This window comes from Promicromonospora sp. NPDC019610, assembly GCF_044389365.1.
Taxonomy (GTDB): domain Bacteria; phylum Actinomycetota; class Actinomycetes; order Actinomycetales; family Cellulomonadaceae; genus Promicromonospora.
Window position 1 is genome coordinate 398,007 of sequence record NZ_JBIRXX010000001.1, and the last position, 18,470, is coordinate 416,476.

At 70.2% G+C, this 18,470-nt stretch carries 14 protein-coding genes; 12 read left to right on the plus strand and 2 right to left on the minus strand.

The annotated features are described in order from the left end of the window. The first annotated feature begins 173 nt into the window (after positions 1-173). The 6 genes from ACH45N_RS01755 (at position 174) to rplI (ending at position 7,381) form a co-directional block, all read left to right on the plus strand. Positions 174-2,678, plus strand: a complete 2,505-nt coding sequence (locus tag ACH45N_RS01755) for a transglycosylase domain-containing protein (protein WP_397390568.1) — start codon at positions 174-176, stop codon at positions 2,676-2,678. A 227-nt stretch (positions 2,679-2,905) separates the two neighbouring features. Next, positions 2,906-5,464, plus strand: a complete 2,559-nt coding sequence (locus ACH45N_RS01760; protein WP_397390570.1) for a transglycosylase domain-containing protein — start codon at positions 2,906-2,908, stop codon at positions 5,462-5,464. A 187-nt stretch (positions 5,465-5,651) separates the two neighbouring features. Beyond that, a complete protein-coding gene (gene rpsF, locus ACH45N_RS01765; protein WP_285101724.1) occupies positions 5,652-5,942 on the plus strand; it encodes a 30S ribosomal protein S6 in 291 nt (96 codons plus the stop codon). Between the two features lie 110 nt (positions 5,943-6,052). After that, positions 6,053-6,598, plus strand: coding sequence for a single-stranded DNA-binding protein (locus tag ACH45N_RS01770; protein ID WP_036964287.1), 546 nt, complete (start codon positions 6,053-6,055; stop codon positions 6,596-6,598). A gap of 79 nt (positions 6,599-6,677) precedes the next feature. After that, positions 6,678-6,914 (plus strand): 30S ribosomal protein S18, encoded by a 237-nt coding sequence (gene rpsR, locus ACH45N_RS01775; RefSeq protein WP_020013532.1) that lies wholly within the window; start codon positions 6,678-6,680, stop codon positions 6,912-6,914. A 17-nt stretch (positions 6,915-6,931) separates the two neighbouring features. Continuing rightward, on the plus strand, positions 6,932-7,381 hold the full coding sequence (rplI, locus tag ACH45N_RS01780; RefSeq protein WP_020013531.1) for a 50S ribosomal protein L9: 450 nt from the start codon (positions 6,932-6,934) through the stop codon (positions 7,379-7,381). Between the two features lie 182 nt (positions 7,382-7,563). Here rplI and ACH45N_RS01785 read toward each other — a convergent pair whose 3' ends face one another. After that, entirely contained in the window at positions 7,564-8,985 is a 1,422-nt protein-coding gene (locus ACH45N_RS01785) for an MGH1-like glycoside hydrolase domain-containing protein (RefSeq protein ID WP_397390573.1), read from the minus strand. A gap of 60 nt (positions 8,986-9,045) precedes the next feature. Between ACH45N_RS01785 and ACH45N_RS01790 the strand changes: the two genes are divergently transcribed. The 5 genes from ACH45N_RS01790 to ACH45N_RS01810 all read left to right on the plus strand — a co-directional run bounded on the left by ACH45N_RS01790 (position 9,046) and on the right by ACH45N_RS01810 (position 15,895). Next, entirely contained in the window at positions 9,046-10,458 is a 1,413-nt protein-coding gene (locus ACH45N_RS01790) for an ABC transporter substrate-binding protein (RefSeq protein ID WP_397390575.1), read from the plus strand. Between the two features lie 2 nt (positions 10,459-10,460). After that, complete coding sequence (locus ACH45N_RS01795) at positions 10,461-11,405, plus strand: carbohydrate ABC transporter permease (RefSeq protein ID WP_397390577.1); 945 nt, start codon at positions 10,461-10,463, stop codon at positions 11,403-11,405. Next, positions 11,402-12,268: a carbohydrate ABC transporter permease gene (locus tag ACH45N_RS01800; protein WP_377231421.1), complete on the plus strand. Its 867-nt coding sequence runs from the start codon at positions 11,402-11,404 to the stop codon at positions 12,266-12,268. Before ACH45N_RS01795 ends, ACH45N_RS01800 begins: the two co-directional genes overlap by 4 nt. 70 nt (positions 12,269-12,338) lie before the next feature. Next, positions 12,339-13,493 (plus strand): ROK family protein, encoded by a 1,155-nt coding sequence (locus tag ACH45N_RS01805; RefSeq protein ID WP_397390580.1) that lies wholly within the window; start codon positions 12,339-12,341, stop codon positions 13,491-13,493. A gap of 278 nt (positions 13,494-13,771) precedes the next feature. Continuing rightward, complete coding sequence (locus ACH45N_RS01810; protein ID WP_397390582.1) at positions 13,772-15,895, plus strand: hypothetical protein; 2,124 nt, start codon at positions 13,772-13,774, stop codon at positions 15,893-15,895. Positions 15,896-16,007: 112 nt separating this feature from the next. Here the strand turns inward: ACH45N_RS01810 and ACH45N_RS01815 are convergent, their stop codons facing one another. Then, on the minus strand, positions 16,008-16,724 hold the full coding sequence (locus ACH45N_RS01815; protein ID WP_397390584.1) for a DUF305 domain-containing protein: 717 nt from the start codon (positions 16,722-16,724) through the stop codon (positions 16,008-16,010). 261 nt (positions 16,725-16,985) lie between these two features. Here ACH45N_RS01815 and ACH45N_RS01820 point away from each other — a divergent pair, with 261 nt between their 5' ends. Continuing rightward, on the plus strand, positions 16,986-18,389 hold the full coding sequence (locus tag ACH45N_RS01820) for an LVIVD repeat-containing protein (protein WP_397390586.1): 1,404 nt from the start codon (positions 16,986-16,988) through the stop codon (positions 18,387-18,389). Positions 18,390-18,470: the final 81 nt, after the last annotated feature.

An 18,470-nucleotide genomic window follows, 5' to 3' on the forward strand; every position in this document is an offset into this window, starting at 1 on the left:
TGAGGGCAGACGGACTGGGTTGACCATGCGGTGAAATGTCCCGCGTGGGGTGATGTGGACGGATCCGGCTACTGCGCTAGAGGGTGAATCCCCTATGGTTTCGGGTGGTCCGCCGTGGTGGGTGCGACAACGCACACCGGTGGGCCCCGAGTCCGAACGAGGAAGAGGCTGTTGTGTCGAACTGGAGTCCCCCTCCGATCTGGCCGCAGACACCCCGGCGCCGGGAGGGGATCTGGAACTATCCCCGGCCGTACCGCACCGGGATCCGCGCGTGGATCCCGTCGTGGCGGTTCGTCGTGGGAACGCTGCTGACCGGCACGTCGCTCGTCGCCGGCGTCCTGATCTCCGCCTGGGTCAGCGTGCCCGTCCCGAACGAGCTGGGCACGGTGCGCTCCGAGACGACGACGGTGTACTACTCCGACGGCAAGCCGCTCGGAAAGTTCGCCGCGCAGGACCGCACGATCGTGGCGCTGGCCGACCTCCCGCCGCAGGTGACGCAGGCGATCATCTCGTCGGAGGACCAGAGCTTCCGGACCCACCTCGGCATCAACCCCCTGGGCATCGTCCGCGCGGCGCTCAACAACGTGACCGGTGGCGACCGGCAGGGCGCGTCGACGCTGACGCAGCAGTACGTCGAGAACTACTACGTGGGCGTGGAGTACGCGACGTACGCGAGCAAGCTCAAGGAAGCGATCATCGCCCTCAAGGTGACGCAGCAGCAGTCCAAGGACCAGGTGCTGGAGGGGTACGTCAACACCATCTACCTGGGACGTGGCGCGTACGGCGTCGAGGCCGCGTCGAAGGCGTACTTCGGGCACTCGGCCAAGGAGATGACCATCTCCGAGTCCGCCTTCCTCGCGGGCATCATCCCGAACCCGACCTACTGGGACCCGCGGCAGGGCGAGGGCGCCGAGGCGCAGGCGAAGGCGCGCTGGGAGCGCACGCTGAACCTGATGGTGGAGCAGGGCTACATCACCCAGGACGACCGGGACGCCGCCGAGTACCCCAAGCTCGTCAAGTACACCCAGGGCTCGGGCGACAACCGCACCGCGTACCTGATGGAGCAGGTGGCCAACGAGCTCGACCGGAAGGGCATCACGGCGGACCAGCTCACCACGATGGGCTACGAGATCCACACGTCGATCGACCGCAAAATGCAGGCCGCCGCGGCCGAGACCATGAAGCTGCCCGAGGACGCGAGCAAGTTCGCGCGCGCGTCGCTCACGTCCATCGACCCGGCGACGGGTGAGATCAAGGCGATGTACGGCGGTCCGGACTACTCGGTCTACCCGACCAACGCCGCGACGTTCGAGGCGCAGGGCGCGTCGACGTTCAAGCCGTTCACCCTGATCGGGGCGCTGAAGGAGGGCTTCCAGCTCAACAAGCGGTACAGCGCGGTCGACGGGACGGTGATCGAGGGCTGGAAGCAGACGCCGGACGGCCCCGACGTGCCGCTGTACAACTTCAACAACGACTCGTGGAACAGCCTCGACCTGGTCGACGCCACCGCGAACTCGGTGAACGTGGTCTACGGCCAGCTCAACAAGGACATCGGCCCGGAGACGACGGCGCAGGTCGGCTACGACCTCGGCATCCCGCAGGCCGACGACGACCCGGACACCCGGGACTGCTGCGCCATCGGCGGCAACCTGGCAAACGTGCTCGGCACCGCCTACGTGACCAACGTTGACCTGGCGCACGCCTACTCCACCATCGCCGCCCAGGGCTACCGCACCACGCCGCACCTGGTGGTCGAGGTGAAGAACGGCGAGGAGACCATCTACCAGGGGCCGAGCGCGAGCGAGGAGATGTTCGACCCCGAGGTCATGGCCGCGGCGACGTACGCGATGAGCAAGGTCGTGGAGGAAGGGTCCGGCATGCCGGCGCTGGAGCTCGAGCGGCCGGCCGCCGGGAAGACCGGCTCCTCGAACGACAACATGTCGGCATGGTTCGCCGGCTTCGTGCCGCAGCTCACCACCGTCGTCGGCCTCTACGAGTACAACACCGACGCGAACCGGTACGAGCAGATCAAGCCGTTCGGCGGCTACGAGCAGATCACCGGTGGTACCTGGCCGGTCACGGCGTGGACCGCGTACATGCTCAAGGCCACCGAGGGCATGGACGTCGAGCAGCTCCCCGAGTACACGCCGCCGGCACCGGAGCCGTCAGCATCGCCGACGCCGTCCGAGAGCGCCTCCGAGGAGCCCGAGGAGACCGTCGTGGTCCCCGACAACCTGGTGGGCCAGCAGTTCGTGGCCGCGGCGGCGGCGCTCGGCGGACTGCAGCTCGTGCCCGTGCAGGTGGACGTGGACAGCGCCGAGCCCGCGGGCACCGTGCTCGACGTCGAGCACGCGGGTGAGGAGGTCGACCGGAACTCGGAGATCGAGGTCCAGGTCTCCAACGGGTCCCAGGCCGAGGTGGAGACCACCACGGTGCCGTGGGGCCTGACCAACCGGGAGCAGGGCGACGCCGAGCAGCAGCTCCAGGACGCGGAGCTCACGCCGGTGATCCAGGAGGCGCCGTCGGACACCGTGCCCGAGGGCTCGGTGATCTCGGTGGACCCGGGCGAGGGTTCGGAGGTGCCGAAGGGCAGCGAGGTGACCCTCGTGATCTCCACCGGACCGGGTGACGACCCGACCGACGACCCGTCCGGGGACGGCGGAGGCATCTTCGGGTAGGTGGGCGGGCGGGCTCTGCCGGCGTCGGGTGAAGTACCGGGTGAAAAGACCCGAAAACCGCTGGCAGAGCCCGTTGAGACCTGTGTCTCGGACACGGGGCGTACACAGAGAAACCGCGTTTGTGCTACTTGCTGCCAACATCGATCCTCTATCGTTTCGACGGTTCAGTGCCCTCACTGGACCCTGTCCGGCGCTCTCGCTGGACCGATTCGAGGAACGAGGAAGACGTGGCGAACTGGAGTCCCACTCCGATCTGGCCGCAGACGCCCCGACGCCGGCGTGGCATCTGGAACTACCCCCGGCCGCACCGCACGGGCCTGCGCGCATGGATCCCGTCCTGGCGCGTGGTCGTCGGCACCGGGCTGACGCTGCTCTCGCTCGGCGTCGGTGTGTTCACCGCCGGCTGGATCGGCTGGGCCGTGCCGGACGAGCGCAAGGAGATCGGCTCGGAGACCACCACCGTGTACTACGAGGACGGCAAGGTCCTCGGTAAGTTCGCGGCGGTCGACCGGACGATCCGCTCGCTCGACGAGCTGCCCCCGTACGTCGGCCAGGCCGTGGTGGCGTCCGAGGACCAGGGTTTCGAGGGCCACATGGGCGTCGACCCGGTGGGCATCGTCCGGGCGTTCATCAGCAACGTGACCGGCGGCGGCCGGCAGGGCGCGTCCACGCTGACGCAGCAGTACGTGGAGAACACGTACTTCCAGCCCGGGCAGTCGTCCTACGCGGACAAGTTCCGCGAGATCGTGCTCGCTCTCAAGGTGGACAAGGAGAAGTCGAAGGACGAGATCCTCGAGGGCTACGTCAACAGCATCTACCTGGGCCGCGGCGCCTACGGGTTCGAGGCGGCGGCGAAGGCCTACTTCAACAAGCCGGCGGCCGAGCTCACCGTCTCGGAGACCGCGATGCTGGTGGGCATCATCCCGTCGCCGTCGTACTGGGACCCCCGCTTCGGCGAGGAGTCGAAGGCCGTCGCGGAGCAGAAGTGGGCCCGCGTGCTCCGGAACATGGCCGACATGGGCTACATCACCCAGGAGGAGCGGAGCTCCGCCACGTTCCCCGAGCCCATCGAGTACAAGCCGGCCTCGCGCGCCGGCCAGGTCGGCTACCTGCTGGAGGAGGTCCGCAAGGAGCTCGCCGACGAGGGCATCGGCGAGGAGGACCTCATGAACAACGGGTATGAGATCCGCACCACGATCAACTCGAAGTATCAGAAGGCGGCGGTCGACGCGGCGAAGACCATCCCGTACGACGGCGAGAACCCCGCGTCGAAGCGGCTCGGTGTCTCGATCGTGTCGATCGACCCCAAGGACGGCGCCATCCGGGCCCTGTACGGCGGCAAGAACTACGAGGAGGTCCAGTACAACTCTGCGACCGACGCGAAGGCCCAGGGCGGCTCGACGTTCAAGCCGTTCACCCTCATCGGCGCGCTCGAGGAGGGCCACGAGCTCAACGAGTACTACAACGGCAACAGCCCGATGCAGATCCCAGGGTGGACGGAAACCCCGGGCGGACCCGAGGTCGAGCTCACCAACTTCGGCCCTGAAGGTTCCGGCGGTGAGTCCTATGGCGACATCGACCTGATCGACGCGACCGCGAACTCCGTGAACACGGTGTACGCGCAGCTCAACGTGGAGATCGGGGCCAAGAAGTCGCAGGATGTCGCCATTCGGGCGGGTATCCCCGAGAAGGACACCAACGCCGAGCTGTCTAATGTGCTCGGCACGTCCACCGTGCGTGCCGTCGACCTGGCGGGTGCGTATGCGACGTTCGCAGCGCAGGGCACGCGGCACGAGACGCACATGGTCACGTCGGTGAAGAACGGCGAGCAGGAGATCTACACGTTCAGCGGCGAGTCGGCGCGGGCCATCGAGCCCGAGGTGATGACCAAGGCCACCTACGCGATGGAGCAGGTCGTCAACGAGGGCTCCGGCACGCCCGCGAAGGAGCTGGTCGGTCCTGACGGCGAACAGCGTCCGGTCGCCGGCAAGACCGGATCGACCAACCAGAACAGGTCCGCGTGGTTCGCCGGCTACATCCCGCAGCTCGCGACGGTGGTCGGGCTCTACCAGCCCACAGAGAAGGGCGGCGAGGACACCATCACGCCGTTCGGCCAGTGGGCAGGGGGAAGCATGACCGGTGGTACGTGGCCCGTCACGGCCTGGACCCAGTACATGCAGGCCGTGACCGAGGGCATGGAGGTCGAGGAGTTCCCGGAGTACACGCCGCCGGCCCCGCCGCCCTCGCCCACCCCGACGCCGTCCCCGACGCCGACGGTGTCCGACGACCCGAACGAGAAGGTGATGGTCCCGACCGGGCTCGTCGGCCAGCAGTTCGCGGCGGCTGCCGCGGTGCTCTCCGGCGCGGGTCTGAACCCGCAGCTCATCGAGGTCCCGAGCGACCAGCCCCCGGGCACCGTGCTCTCCGTGGAGAAGGAGGGCCAGGAGGTCAAGCGGGGCTCGAACATCCGGGTCGAGGTCTCGACCGGGCCGGACGAGAACACCGCCACCGTGCCGGGTGGCCTGGTCGGCGGTAACGAGAACAACGCGCGCGGACAGCTCCGGGCAGCGGGGCTCGATCCACGGATCGAGTACCAGGCGTCCGAGGACGTGGCCGAGGGCACCGTCATCTCCGTGAACCCCGAGGAGGGTGCCCAGGTGCCGGTGGGCAGCCCCGTGCAGGTGATCGTCTCGTCGGGTCCGGGCGACATCGGGCTCCCGACCGAGGAGCCGACCGGTGGTGGCGGTCCTGGAGGGGGCAACGGGAACGGGAACGGCAGCCCGTAACCATCGTCCTGATCCACACGGCCGAGGGGCCGTCTCCTGCGGGAGGCGGTCCCTCGGCCCGTGTGAGGGGGGTCTCGCGCGCTCGATTCCGCCGTTGTCCACAGGGCGGGTAGGCTTGGCCCTTGCTGTGAACCCTCCTGTCACGGAACGACCGTGACCGCTGAGACCAGAGGAGGTGGGTATACACATGCGTCAGTACGAACTGATGGTGATCCTGGACCCGGAGGTCGAGGAGCGCACCGTTGCCCCGTCGCTCGACAAGTACCTGTCGGTCATCACGACCGAGGGTGGCTCCGTCGACAAGGTGGACATCTGGGGCCGCCGCCGCCTGGCGTTCGACATCTCGAAGAAGTCCGAGGGCATCTACGCCGTCGTCGACTTCACCGCGACGTCGGACACCGCCAAGGAGCTGGACCGCCAGCTCGGCCTCAACGAGGTCGTGCTCCGGACCAAGATCCTGCGCACCGGCGACAAGTAAGTCGTCGGAACTGAACCTCCTACGCCCGCGCGAGTGTCAGTGGTTCGTGGTTGCATTCACCGCGAGCACGGACAACGCGTACGGAACGTCGACTGAATCGAGGAATTGGCATGGCTGGTGAAACTGTCATCACAGTGATCGGGAACCTGACCGGGGACCCTGAGCTGCGCTTCACCCCTTCCGGTGCGGCGGTCGCCAACTTCACGGTGGCGTCGACCCCGCGGACCTTCGACCGCCAGAGCAACGAGTGGAAGGACGGGGAGACCCTGTTCATGCGCTGCTCGATCTGGCGCGAGGCCGCGGAGAGCGTCGCGGAGTCGCTGACCAAGGGCACGCGCGTCATCGCGCAGGGTCGCCTGGTCCAGCGCTCCTACGAGACCCGTGAGGGCGAGAAACGCACCGTCGTGGAGCTGCAGGTGGACGAGATCGGTCCGTCCCTGCGCTACGCCACGGCCAAGGTCACCCGGGCCCAGCGGTCCGGTGGCGGCGGCTTCGGTGGCGGCGGCGGTGGCTACAACGGAGGCGGCGGCCAGCAGGGCGGCGGCTCCGGTGGAGGATTCAGCTCTTCCGGTGGCGGTCAGAGCAATGACGACCCGTGGGCCACGGCAGGCCCGGCGTCGTCGGGCGGCTCGTTCTCGGACGACCCGCCGTTCTAACCCGCTACCCCCAGTTCACCTTTTTTGCTCGCCCGGCCCGCCAGGCCGCGTGAGCAGCACCTGACGAAGGAGCAACACCATGGCGAAGCCTGTGGTGCGCAAGCCCAAGAAGAAGATCAACCCGCTGAAGTCCGCGAAGATCGCCAACATCGACTACAAGGACACGGCGCTGCTGCGCAAGTTCATCTCCGACCGCGGAAAGATCCGTGCCCGTCGCGTCACCGGCGTCTCCGTCCAGGAGCAGCGTCAGATCGCGAAGGCCGTGAAGAACGCCCGCGAGATGGCCCTGCTGCCGTACACGTCGACGGCTCGCTGAGGAAGGGATCGAGAACAATGGCAAAGCTGATCCTGACCCACGAGGTGACCGGCCTGGGCGAGCCCGGCGACGTGGTCGAGGTGAAGGACGGGTACGCCCGTAACTTCCTCATCCCGCGTTCGCTGGCGACCCCGTGGACCAAGGGCGCCGAGTCCGACATCAACGCGATCCGCAAGGCTCGCAAGACGCGCGAGATCGCCTCGCTGGATGACGCGAAGGCCCTGGCCTCCTCGCTGTCCGCGAAGCCGGTCGTCGTCACGGCGAACGCCGGCCCCGGTGGCCGTCTGTTCGGTGCGGTGACCACGGCGGACATCGCCGGTGCGGTTGCCGCTGCCGGTGGCCCGTCGGTCGACAAGCGCAAGATCGAGATCGGTCAGTCCATCAAGACGACCGGTGACTACACCGTGTCGATCCGCCTGCACCCCGAGGTGTCGGCCAAGATCGGCGTCCAGGTCGTCGCCGGCTGAGCTTCGGCCCAGCTGATCACCTGATCGCGAGAAGGCCCCGGTTCCCGTGAGGGAGCCGGGGCCTTCTGCTGTGCGGACGGGGGTCGGCGTCGCCGCGTTGCCGCCGTCGCGCGAAGGTGCGCTTCTACCCCGTCATTACGCCCGAAACGCGGCTGTTTTCGGGCGCAATGACGGGGTAGATGTCACACCGGCGGCGCGGCCGGGGTCGGCAGGACCGCCGCCTCGTCCGAGAGCAGCACATCCAGGGTCAGTGCGGCGGTCCAGGAGAACTGGCGGGTCCCGCGGCCGGCGCCGGTGTCGGGGTCCGTGTACTCGGGGAACCCCTGCGGCGCGGCGACGTCGAAGTGCTCGCGCAGCCGGGCGGCCAGGTCGTCCCGGCCCAGGGCCTGGACGGCGCGCAGCAGCAGCCACGACATGTTGAACCACGCCGGGCCGCGCCAGTACAGGGCGGGGTCGAACGCCGGGTCCTCGCGCGAGGTGCTCGGCAGGTACGGGCCGCCGCCGAGAAACCCGGGACCGGCGAGTGTCGCCAGCAACCGTTCGGTGCGCCGGGTCGGGATCTCGGAGCCGGGCAGATTCCCGGTTCCTCGGGAGTTGCCCGCGCCGAGCAGACCAGGCAGGAGCAGCGGGACCAGCCCGTTCACCGTCGCCCGCCGCACGCGCTCCCCGGTCGTGTCGTCGAGCGCCACGTACAGCCCGAGCTCCTCGTCCCACAGATGCTGGTCCAGCGCGGCGACGACCCGGGCGGCGGCCGCCTCGTGTGCCCGGGCCGCATGTGCACCGGCCGCCTCGTGCGCTCCGGCCCGCGCGTCGCCCCCGCCGTCGGGCAACAACACCCCGCCCCCGCCGTCGGCCAATGCAACCGCCATCCGGGCCAGGGCGACCTCCGAGACCGCCAGCAGCGTGCTGAACAGGGGACACACCATGGCGAACCCGATCGGGACGTCGTCGGTGCAGCCGGCGTCGCGATACGCCTCGGCGAGCCGGTAGTAGCGCCGGTAGTCGCGGCTGCCGGGGCGTTCGCCGGTGCCGGCATGCTGCAGGTCCGGCCGTCGGATGGCGGTCCGCGCCTCCGGTGGCACGCGGGCGAGGGCGGCGTCCCACAGGGGTGAGTTGTCCGTGCCGGTCTCCCACGGGTGCTTCGCCACCGGCGGCCCGACGGCGCCCGCGCGCGGCCCGTGCAGGTACCCGTGCCAGCGGGCGAGCCGGGGGTACACCCGCGCCAGGAAACCCTCCCGGGCGGACCCGGCCGGGTCGGCGCGGTGCACCAGCCACGCGGCCCAGGCGTGCACCGGCGGCTGCACGAGCCCGGAGGTCGCCGCACCCCAGAACGCTGCGCCGGGGGCGTAGTCGTCGTCGCGCTCCGCGTCGTAGACGATCTGCGGCACCCGCCCGTCGGCCCTCTGCGCGTCGAGGAGCGTGACCAGCTCCGCCCGGGCGCGCTCCGGTGCGCGGTGCCGGGTGCCGATCGCGACGAACGCCGAGTCCCAGCTCCACTGATGGGGGTACAGGCCGGTCGCCGGGACGGTGTGCCGGCCGGTCCAGTGGGAGTTCAGGACACGAGCGGCGGCGTCGGCCGGATCTTCCTCAAAGTCCTTGTGCATCTTTCGACAGTAGGTTAGACATAAGTGCCAGATCTACTCACTCGATGACGAGGAGAAGTTATGCTCCGGCACCACCGCGCGGCCACCGCCCGCCTGACGATCGCGGCCACGACGGTCGCGGCGGCGGTCCTCACGCTCACCGCCTGCGGCAGCGGCGGTCCCGAGTCCGACGGGATGATCACCGTCTGGACCGTCGAGACGCAGCCCGAGCGTCTCGCGATCCAGCAGGCCGCGATGGACGCCTGGGCCGAGGAGTCCGGCCTGGAGACGGACCTGGTGCCGGTCGAGGAGGACCAGGTCTCCCAGCTCCTGTCCGCCGCCGCGCTGTCCGGCGAGGACATGCCCGACGTGGTCAACGCGATCAGCCCCGGGCTGGTCCGGTCCTTCGACCGGGACGGCTACCTCGACCGGGACGCCGCCGCCGAGGTGGTCGACGCGCTCGGCGCTGACACGTTCACGCCGGAGGCCCTGGAGCTGACCAGCGACGGCGACGAACTGCTCGCCGTCCCCTCGGACGCCTGGCCGATGATGGTCTACTACCGCACCGACCTGTTCGAGGAGGCGGGCCTGGAGCCGCCCACGACCTACGACGACCTGCGCGCGGCCGCCGAGGAGCTCACGGCCGACGGGCGGTACGGGATCACGCTGTCCACCGACGCGGCCGACCCGTTCACGCAGCAGACGCTGGAGTTCCTGGCCCAGGGCAACGGCTGCGAGCTCGTGGACGACGCCGGGGAGGCGACCCTCGACAGCCCCGCCTGTACCGAGACCATCGGGCTGTACGCGGACCTGGCGGGCGAGTATTCGCCTGAGGGCTCGCAGGGCGTCGAGTCCACGCGCGCGTCGTACTTCGCGGGGCAGGCCGCGATGGCCGTCTGGTCGTCGTTCCTGCTGGACGAGATGGCCGGCCTGCGCGAGGAGTTCACGCCGTCGTGCGACGAGTGCGCCGACGACCCGGGCTGGCTCGCCGACCACACCGGCGTCGTGCCCGTGGTGGAGGGGCCCTCCGCGGGCGGCGACGGCGGGGAAGCCGCCGGCTACGTCGAGTTCGTGTCCTGGGGCATCACCGACGGTGCGGACCACGAGACGGCGGACTTCGTCGAGTACATGATGTCCGACGCGTACGTGGACTGGCTGGCCATGGCGCCCGAGGGCAAGGTGCCCGTGCGCACCGGCACGGCGGAGAACCCCACCGAGTACACCGACGCCTGGTCCGGGCTGGAGATCGGCATCGACTCCCGGCAGACGTTCTCCGACGTCTGGCCCGCCGAGGTGACCGACACCCTGGCCGCCGCCCCCGAGTCCGCGGACCGCTGGGCGCTGCCGCAGGGACAGGGCGCCATCCTGGGGCCGATCACGAGCGAGCTGCCGCTCGCCAAGGCGGCGGCCGACCTCGGGTCGGGCAGCGTCGACGCCGCCGAGGCGCAGGCGACCATGCAGGAGGCGGTCGCCGAGATCGCCGGCCGCGACTGACCATGGGGCGGGTCAGGGAGGGGCGCCTGCGCAGGGGGAGGGGCGCGCCGACGTCGAAGCTGCGCGGCCGCGAGGGCCGCGACGGGATCACGCTCGTCGCGCCGGTCGTGCTGGTGACGGCCGCGATCATCGTGGTCCCCATCGTGTGGACGGTGGTGCTGTCGTTCCAGGACGCGCGCTACGTGGACGTGGCCCGCAACGGCCTGTTCAACGAGCTCACGCTCGACAACTACGCCGACGTGCTCACGTCGCCGGCGTTCTGGCAGGCGCTGGTGACCACGGTCCAGTACTCGGTGGCGACCACCGTCGGGTCGATCACCGTGGGCCTGGTGGCGGCGCTCGCGTTCCGGGACCGGTTCCGGTTCCGCGCGCCGCTGCGGGCCGTGATGTTGCTCCCGTACGTGGCGCCGGTCGTGGCCACCACGTTCGTGTGGCAGGTGGCGCTGAACCCGCAGTACGGCGTCGTGAACGCGTTCGGCACGCAGGTGCTCGGCTGGGAGCACCCGGTCAACTTCCTCTCGGCCGCGCCCACGGCGCTCGGCACCGTGATCGTCTACGACATCTGGCGGTACTTCCCGTTCGCGTTCCTCTTCCTGGGGGCGGCCCTGACGGGCCTCAGCAAGGAGATCGAGGAGGCCGCGGTGGTCGACGGCGCCACACCGCTGCAGAAGTTCTGGTTCGTGGTGCTGCCGCAGCTCCTGCCCACGGTGGCCCTGCTCGTGCTGTTCCGCATGGTCATGGCCTTCAACGAGTTCGACGACGTCTACCTGCTCACCGGCGGCGCCGCGGGCACGCAGGTGGCCTCGGTGCGGGTCTTCGAGCAGCTCACCGGGTCGAGCGACATCGGCGGCGCCAGCGCGACCGCCGCCGTGATGGCCGTGTTCCTGGGGGTCGCGCTGGCGATCTACCTGCGCCTGACGGCCCGGCAGCGGGAGGAGAACCGATGAGCGCCGTGTCCGTCCAGAGCAGCGTGCTGCGGGTGCTGCGCGTCGTCGTCATCGTGGCCCTCGTCGCGGCGACCGTGCTGCCGTTCGTCTACATGCTGAGCCTCAGCTTCGTGCGCATCGACGACCTGCTGCGCGACCCCCTGCGGGTGCTGCCGCAGCTCGACCGGATCACCACGGAGACCTACCGCGCGGTGCTGGCCTCCGAGGAGGACGGCGGCTACGGGTTCGGGCGGTTCATGCGCAACTCCGCGGTCGTCGCCGTCGCGGCGTCTGCGCTGACGGTCGCGCTCGTGGTGCCGGCGTCGTACGCGCTGACGCGCCTGCGCTTCGCCGGGCGCTCGCAGGTCTCGTGGCTGTTCCTGGCCGTGTACCTGTTCCCGACGATCATCATCGCGGTGCCCGTGTTCGTGGGCTTCCAGGTGCTGGGGCTCGGGTCGTCCCTGGTGGGGCTGGTGATCGCGTACGTGGCCCTGACCGTGCCCGTCTCGGTGCACATGCTGCGCAACTACCTCGCGGGCATCCCGGAGTCGATCGACGAGGCCGCGGTGATCGACGGCGCCTCCCGGTTCCAGATCATGACCCGCATCACCGTGCCGCTCGCGATGCCGACCATCATGTCGACCGCGCTGTACTCGTTCATGATCGCCTGGAACGAGTTCCTGTTCGCGCTCCTGTTCCTGTCCGCCAAGCAGGACCTGTGGACCGTGTCGCTCGGGCTCACCCGCCTCGCCGACGGGCAGGAGGTCTCGAAGACGGTTCTCATGGCGGGCAGCGTTCTCCTGACCGTGCCGATCGTGATTCTGTATGGAGTGGCCGAGCGTGCCCTCACCGAGGGACTGACCGCGGGGGCAGACAAGGGCTGATCGGTCCGGGAAAGACCACGGGCCGGTCGGCCGACACGGGCCGGCAGGCCCGAGAGAACTGAGGAACGACGTGGCAGCAGGCGCGGGCGAGATCCTGCAGCTCATCCGGAGCGGGCGGGCGACGACGCGGATCCAGGTGCTGGAGGCGACGGGGCTCTCCCGCGTCACGGTGGCGCAGCGGATGGACGCGCTCGTGGCGGCGGGGATCGTGCGCGCGGCGGGCGACGCGGGAGCGACCGGCGGACGGCGCTCGGAGCGGTTCGTGTTCGACCCGACGGACTCGTTGGTGCTGGTGGCAGCGCTGGAGCTGGATTCGGCTGTACTCGCGGTCGTCGACCCGCACGGGTTGCTCCTGGCCCGCGCGTCGCTGGCCGTGGACCTCGCGGCCGGACCGGAGGCGGTGCTGCCGCAGCTCCTGGACGGCTTCGACCACCTGCTGGCCGACGCCGGGATCAAGCCCGCCGCCGTCGGCGGGGTCGCGCTGTCGGTGCCCGGCCCCGTGGACCCGCACGACCACCGCCTGTCCGACCCGCCGGTGCTGCCGGGCTGGGGCGCGTGGCCGGTGGTCGAGGCCGTGCGCGCCCGGTTCGACGTGCCGGTGCACCTCGAGAACGACGCCGACGCGATGGCGTACGGGGAGTTCACCGAGCTCGGCGCCGGGCGGGACGGCAGGCCGGAGCCGTTCGTGCTGGTCAAGGTGTCCCGGTTCCTCGGGGCGGGCCTCGTCATCGACGGACGCACCTACCGCGGGACCGACGGCGGCGCGGGCGACATCGGGCACGTCGACGTGGGCGGCGACGCCGTCTGCCGCTGCGGCCGGCGGGGCTGCCTCGCCGCGGAGGCGGGCGGGACGGCGCTGCTGCGCCGCCTCGGCGAGGCGGGGTCCGACGTCGGCTCGCTGGCGGAGCTGCGCGCGCTGGCCGAGCGCGGCGACGCCCTCGTGACGGCCGAGCTGGAGCGAGCCGCCGGACTGATCGGGCGCGTGCTCGCGGTCGTGGTCGGAGTGCTCAACCCCGCCGACCTCGTCGTGGCCGGCGAGCTCGCGGTGCCCGCCATGATCGCGGGGATCCGGGCGGGCGTGTACGCGGGTGCGCAGCCCCGGGCGACCGCGCGCCTGCGGATCCGGGCCGCCGCGCTCGGACCCGAGGCGGTGCTCGTGGGGCTGGCCCGGGTGGCGATCGACGACCGCTTCTCGGCCGAGGCCGTGGACGCCCGGCTCGGCTGACTTCGGGTCAGTAGAACCGTTTCGCGCGAGCGGGTGATCTTCGCTCCTTTACTGAGTTGTGATCAGTAAAAGCGTTCCGCGGGGCCATACCCCCGGGTAACTTCTGCGCAGACGCCCACCACCACGGGCTTCGTGCTCGCCAACGACGGCGAGCCCGGCGGGCAGGGGCGCCGGTCCGACAACTTCCGCGGGGCGACGAAGCCCGCAGAACGAGAGGCGAACCGATGACGCAGCTTCATGCATCACCGAGACCACGATCAGGTCTGGGCCCAACGATCTTGACCGCGCTGGGCGTCGCACTGCTGCTCGCCGGTGCGATCGTCGTCACGGCCTTCATGCTCCTCTTCCAGGGGCAGGTCGCGGACGGCGCCAACCGGCTGGCTGACGGCGCCGGCGAGCTGAACGACGGCGTCCAGGCCGACCTGGTCTCCGGCGTCGGCGACCTGGGCGCGGGGGCGACGGACCTCAACGCCGCCGTCCAGGACGAGGTGGTGCCAGGAGTCGAGGCGCTCGCGGACGGGGCGGGCCAGCTCGACGCCGGGGCGGGTGAGCTGCGCGCGGGCGTGATCAAGCTGCACGACGGGTCCAAGAAGATCGCGGACGGCACGGCCGAGACGGCGGAGGACGTCGCCGACCTCGCCGACGCCTCGCTGCTGCTCACGGCCGGGTCGACGAAGCTGAACGCGGGGCTTGGTGAGCTCAACAGCGGGCTCGGGACCCTCAATGCCAGTGCACCCGCGCTGGCCGACGGCGCAGAGCAACTCGCGGGCGGTTCCCTGCTCGTGGCGGCTGGTGTGGCGACGGTCAGCGATGGCGTGACCCCGCTGGACGCGGGTGCGCGTCAGCTGGCCTCCGGATCGCGAATCGTCGCCGACGGTGTCGGCGCGGTCGACTCCGCCGCGGCACAGATCGCGGGCGGTTCCGCACAGGTCCGCGACGGCAACCAGGTGCTCAACACCGGACTCTCGCAGCTCGCGGCCAACAACGGCACGATCCTCGGTGGAACCGCTGCACTCCAGACGGGCGCCGGCAGTCTGGCAGCCGGCGCGGTGACCCTCGACGCAGGGGCGGACCAGGTCGCCGGCGGTCTCGCGCAGCTCAACGCCGGCGCGCCTGCGCTGGCCCAGGGTGCACAGGACGCGGCGGCGGGTGCGGCGGACCTCAAGTCCGGTACCGCGACGGTGGCCGGTGGCGCCTCGGCAGCACAGGCCGGGGCGGGCACGCTGGCCACGAAGATCGGTGACCTCGTCGTCGGGGCGAGCAAGGTGCAGGGCGGCAACCTGGCTCTCCAGGACAAGCTGACCCAGCTCGCAGGCGCCACGGACGACCCCACGCTCAAGGCACAGCTTGAGGCGCTCGCGGAGTCGTCAGGCGGACTGGCTGCCGGCGCCGGACAAGTCAGCGCCGGAGCCTCCCAGGCGCAGGCCGGTGCGTCGGGGCTGGCCTCGTCGCTCGGTGAGCTGTCGAACGGCGCGTCCAAGGTGGCTGGCGGTGCGGAGAAGCTCGCGGACGGCACGGCTCTCGTGTCGGCCGGTGCACAGAAGGTCGAAGGCGGCCTTGCGCCCCTCACGGCCGGTGCGGCCAACCTGGCGGCCGGCTCGGAGGACCTCAAGATCGGCAGCGCGAACCTGCAGGCGGGTGTCGGACAGCTCGCTCCCGGCATCCAGCAGTACGTGGCCGGCGTCGGTTCGGCGTATGCGGGCAGCACCGAGCTTGTCGCCGGTGCGAAGAGTCTGGCGGGCGGATCTGCGAAGCTCGCCAGGAACACGCCCGTGCTGGCAGCGGGGGCCGAGACGATCGCGTCCGGAAACGCCTCGTTGGCTGCCGGCACGGGCCAGCTCAAGGGCGGCCTGCCTGCACTGTTCGACGGTGCAACGCAGGTCGCTGGCGGCAACGTTGCGCTGGCGGGCAAGACCCCGGCGCTCGTCTCCGGCGTCGAGAAGCTGTACGTGGGGTCTGGAACGGCGTACGACGGCTCCGGCCGCCTGGTCGACGGCATCATCGAGGTGCGCGACCGCGTCGTCCCCAAGGTCGAGAAGTCGCAGAAGCTGGCCGACGGGTCGGTCAAGGTCCGGGACGGGCTCAAGGACGCCCGGGTGGGCACCCGCACGCTCGTCCAGGGCACGGGTGCGCTCGACGAGGGCACCCAGAAGCTGGCCGGCGGCGCCGTCACCCTGGCCGACGGCACGCAGCAGCTCGCCGACGGTTCCGCGAAGCTCGTCGCGGGCACCACGGAGGTGGCGTCCGGTACGGCGCTCCTGTCCGACGGCACGGGCGAGCTTCGCACCAGGGTCGACGGTTCGCCGGCGGGTGCCATCGGCATCGGCGTCGTCATCTTCGCGGCGCTCGGTCTGCTGGCCGCCGTCGCCGGCCTGATCCTGCTGGGTCGGCGCCGCGTCTGACCGGTCGGCGGCGGCCTGGTGGGGCCGCCGCCGACCCCCTCCCGATCGCCGGGAACGGAACACCTGTTCCGTTCCCGGCGATCGTCATGTCACAGGGCGGCGAGCCGGCGGGTCACAGCTCGGCGAGCATCTGGTCCAGGCGGTCGATCTCCGCCATCTGGTCCGCGGCGATGTTGTTTGCCAGCTCCAGCACCCGCTCCTCGCTGCCCGCCCCGGCGACGTCCTTGCACATGGCGAGCGCACCCTCGTGGTGCTTGATCATGCCCTCCAGGTACAGCCGGTCGAACTCCGTCCCGGAAGCGTCTTCCATGGCAGCCATCTCGGCGTCGGTCAGCATGCCGGGCATGTCGGCGCCGTGCCCGTGCTCGGGCGCTCGCGGACCCGAGCCGTCCCCACCCTCCGCGGTCACGGGCACGGGGTAGTCGTTCTCCTCCAGCCAGTCGGACATGAGGTCGATCTCGCTGCCCTGCACGACGTCGATCCGGCTCGCGAACTTCTTGAGCTGCTCGGACCCGGTGCGATCCGGCGCGAGCACCGACATCTCGATCGCCTGCCCGTGGTGCCAGATCATGTCGGTCAGGAACTCGGCGTCCGCCTTCGAGAAGGGCGCCTCCGCGTTCGGTGCCCCCTCGTAGTCCTCGGGTGCGATGGTCTGCGCGGGCTCCCCCGGCTTGCCCGGCTGAACGACCACCGAGCTCGGCGTCGACACCGCCTCCGGCTCCTCGTCGGGTCCGCAGGCCGACAGCACGAGGGTCGGCGCGAGCACGGCCAGGCCGATCACGGCCGTCCGGGCGCGGGCTCGTCGTCCGGCACCTGTCAGCGTCTTCACGGGCGATCCTCTCGTACGGGCTGAAGTCGCGTCATCGACAGGTCATCGGCTCCCCTGCTCCGGGGTCGCGGCAAACCATCGGACGACGCTGACGCCGGAATCTATCAAGGTGCTGTGACGTGGGAACACCATCACCGGATGTCGCTTCCGCAGCACTACGTGACGGTTTGTCACCACCATGTTAAAGATCCCGAAACTCCTGGTCCTGAGAGGTGCCTGTGAGCAACACTGCCCTCAACCGACCTAGGAGGTGTGACGCCCGTGCGTCGTCCAACCTTTACCCGACCTCGTGTGCGGGGCGCCGCCGGCGCCGCCCTGGCAGCGATGATCGCGGCCACGGCCTTCGCGGCGCCCGTCGCCGCGGACGTCGCAGCTCCGGACGTACCCCCGGGCGAGTCCGCGTCCGAGAACATGACCCACCTGAGCAACCAGCCCAAGAACGGCGCCCTCCAGGGCACCGGTTCGGACATCGCGTTCCAGGGCAAGTACGCGTTCGCCGGCAACTACGACGGCTTCACCGTGTACGACCTCTCCGACAAGGAGAACCCGGAGCAGGTCGTGCAGGTCTACTGCCCGGGCTCGCAGAACGACGTCTCGGTCTACAAGGACATCCTGGTGCTGTCCACGGACTCGTCCCGCAGCGACGACTCCTGCGCCTCGACGTCCCTCCCGGCGACCGAGAAGTCGGCCTGGGAGGGCATCAAGATCTGGGACATCTCGAACCCGCTCGCCCCGGAGTACATCAAGTCGGTCGAGACCGACTGCGGTTCGCACACCCACTCGCTGGCGCCGTCCAAGAACGGCAAGGACCTCTACGCCTACGTGTCGTCCTACTCGCCCAACGCGACGTTCCCGGACTGCCAGCCGCCGCACGACTTCATCTCGATCGTGAAGATCCCGGTGAAGAAGCCGACGGCCGCCGAGCTGGTCGCCACGCCCGTGCTGTTCCCGGACGGCGGCTACGAGGGTGACCCGGACCGCCGTGCCTCCACGACCAGCGGCTGCCACGACATCACCACCTACGCCAAGTACGACCTGGCGGCCGGTGCGTGCATGGGTGACGGCATCCTGCTGGACATCAAGGACCGTGAGCGTCCCCGCGTGATCAGCCAGGTGCGCGACACGGAGAACTTCGCGTTCTGGCACTCGGCCACGTTCAACAACGACGCGACCAAGGTCGTCTTCACCGACGAGCTCGGCGGCGGCGGTCTCGCGACCTGCACCGGCGAGTACGCGCCGGAGCTGGGCGCCAACGGCATCTACGACATCGAGCGCGGCCGCCACGGCAAGACGGAGCTCGAGTTCGCGTCGTACTACAAGATCCCCCGGATCAACACCGCCAACGAGAACTGCGTGGCGCACAACGGCTCGCTCATCCCGGTCAAGGGCAAGGACCTGATGGTCCAGTCCTGGTACCAGGGCGGCGTCTCGGTGTACGACTTCACGGACTCGCACAACCCGCGTGAGGTCGCCTGGTTCGACCGCGGCGAGGGCGTGAGCAGCGGCGGTACGTGGTCCACGTACTACTACAACGGCTACGCCTACTCGAACGACCTCGGCATCGGTTTCGACACGTTCGACATCGACGACTCGATCGACGGCAAGGCCGAGCGGGTCAAGCAGAAGTCGCTCAACCCGCAGATGCAGGAGCCGTTCGGGCACTGACCCGACCGTCTGACGACGTCTGACACCCGAGGCCCATCGGCAGTCCGCTGCCGGTGGGCCTCGGCATGGGTCAGCCCGTTG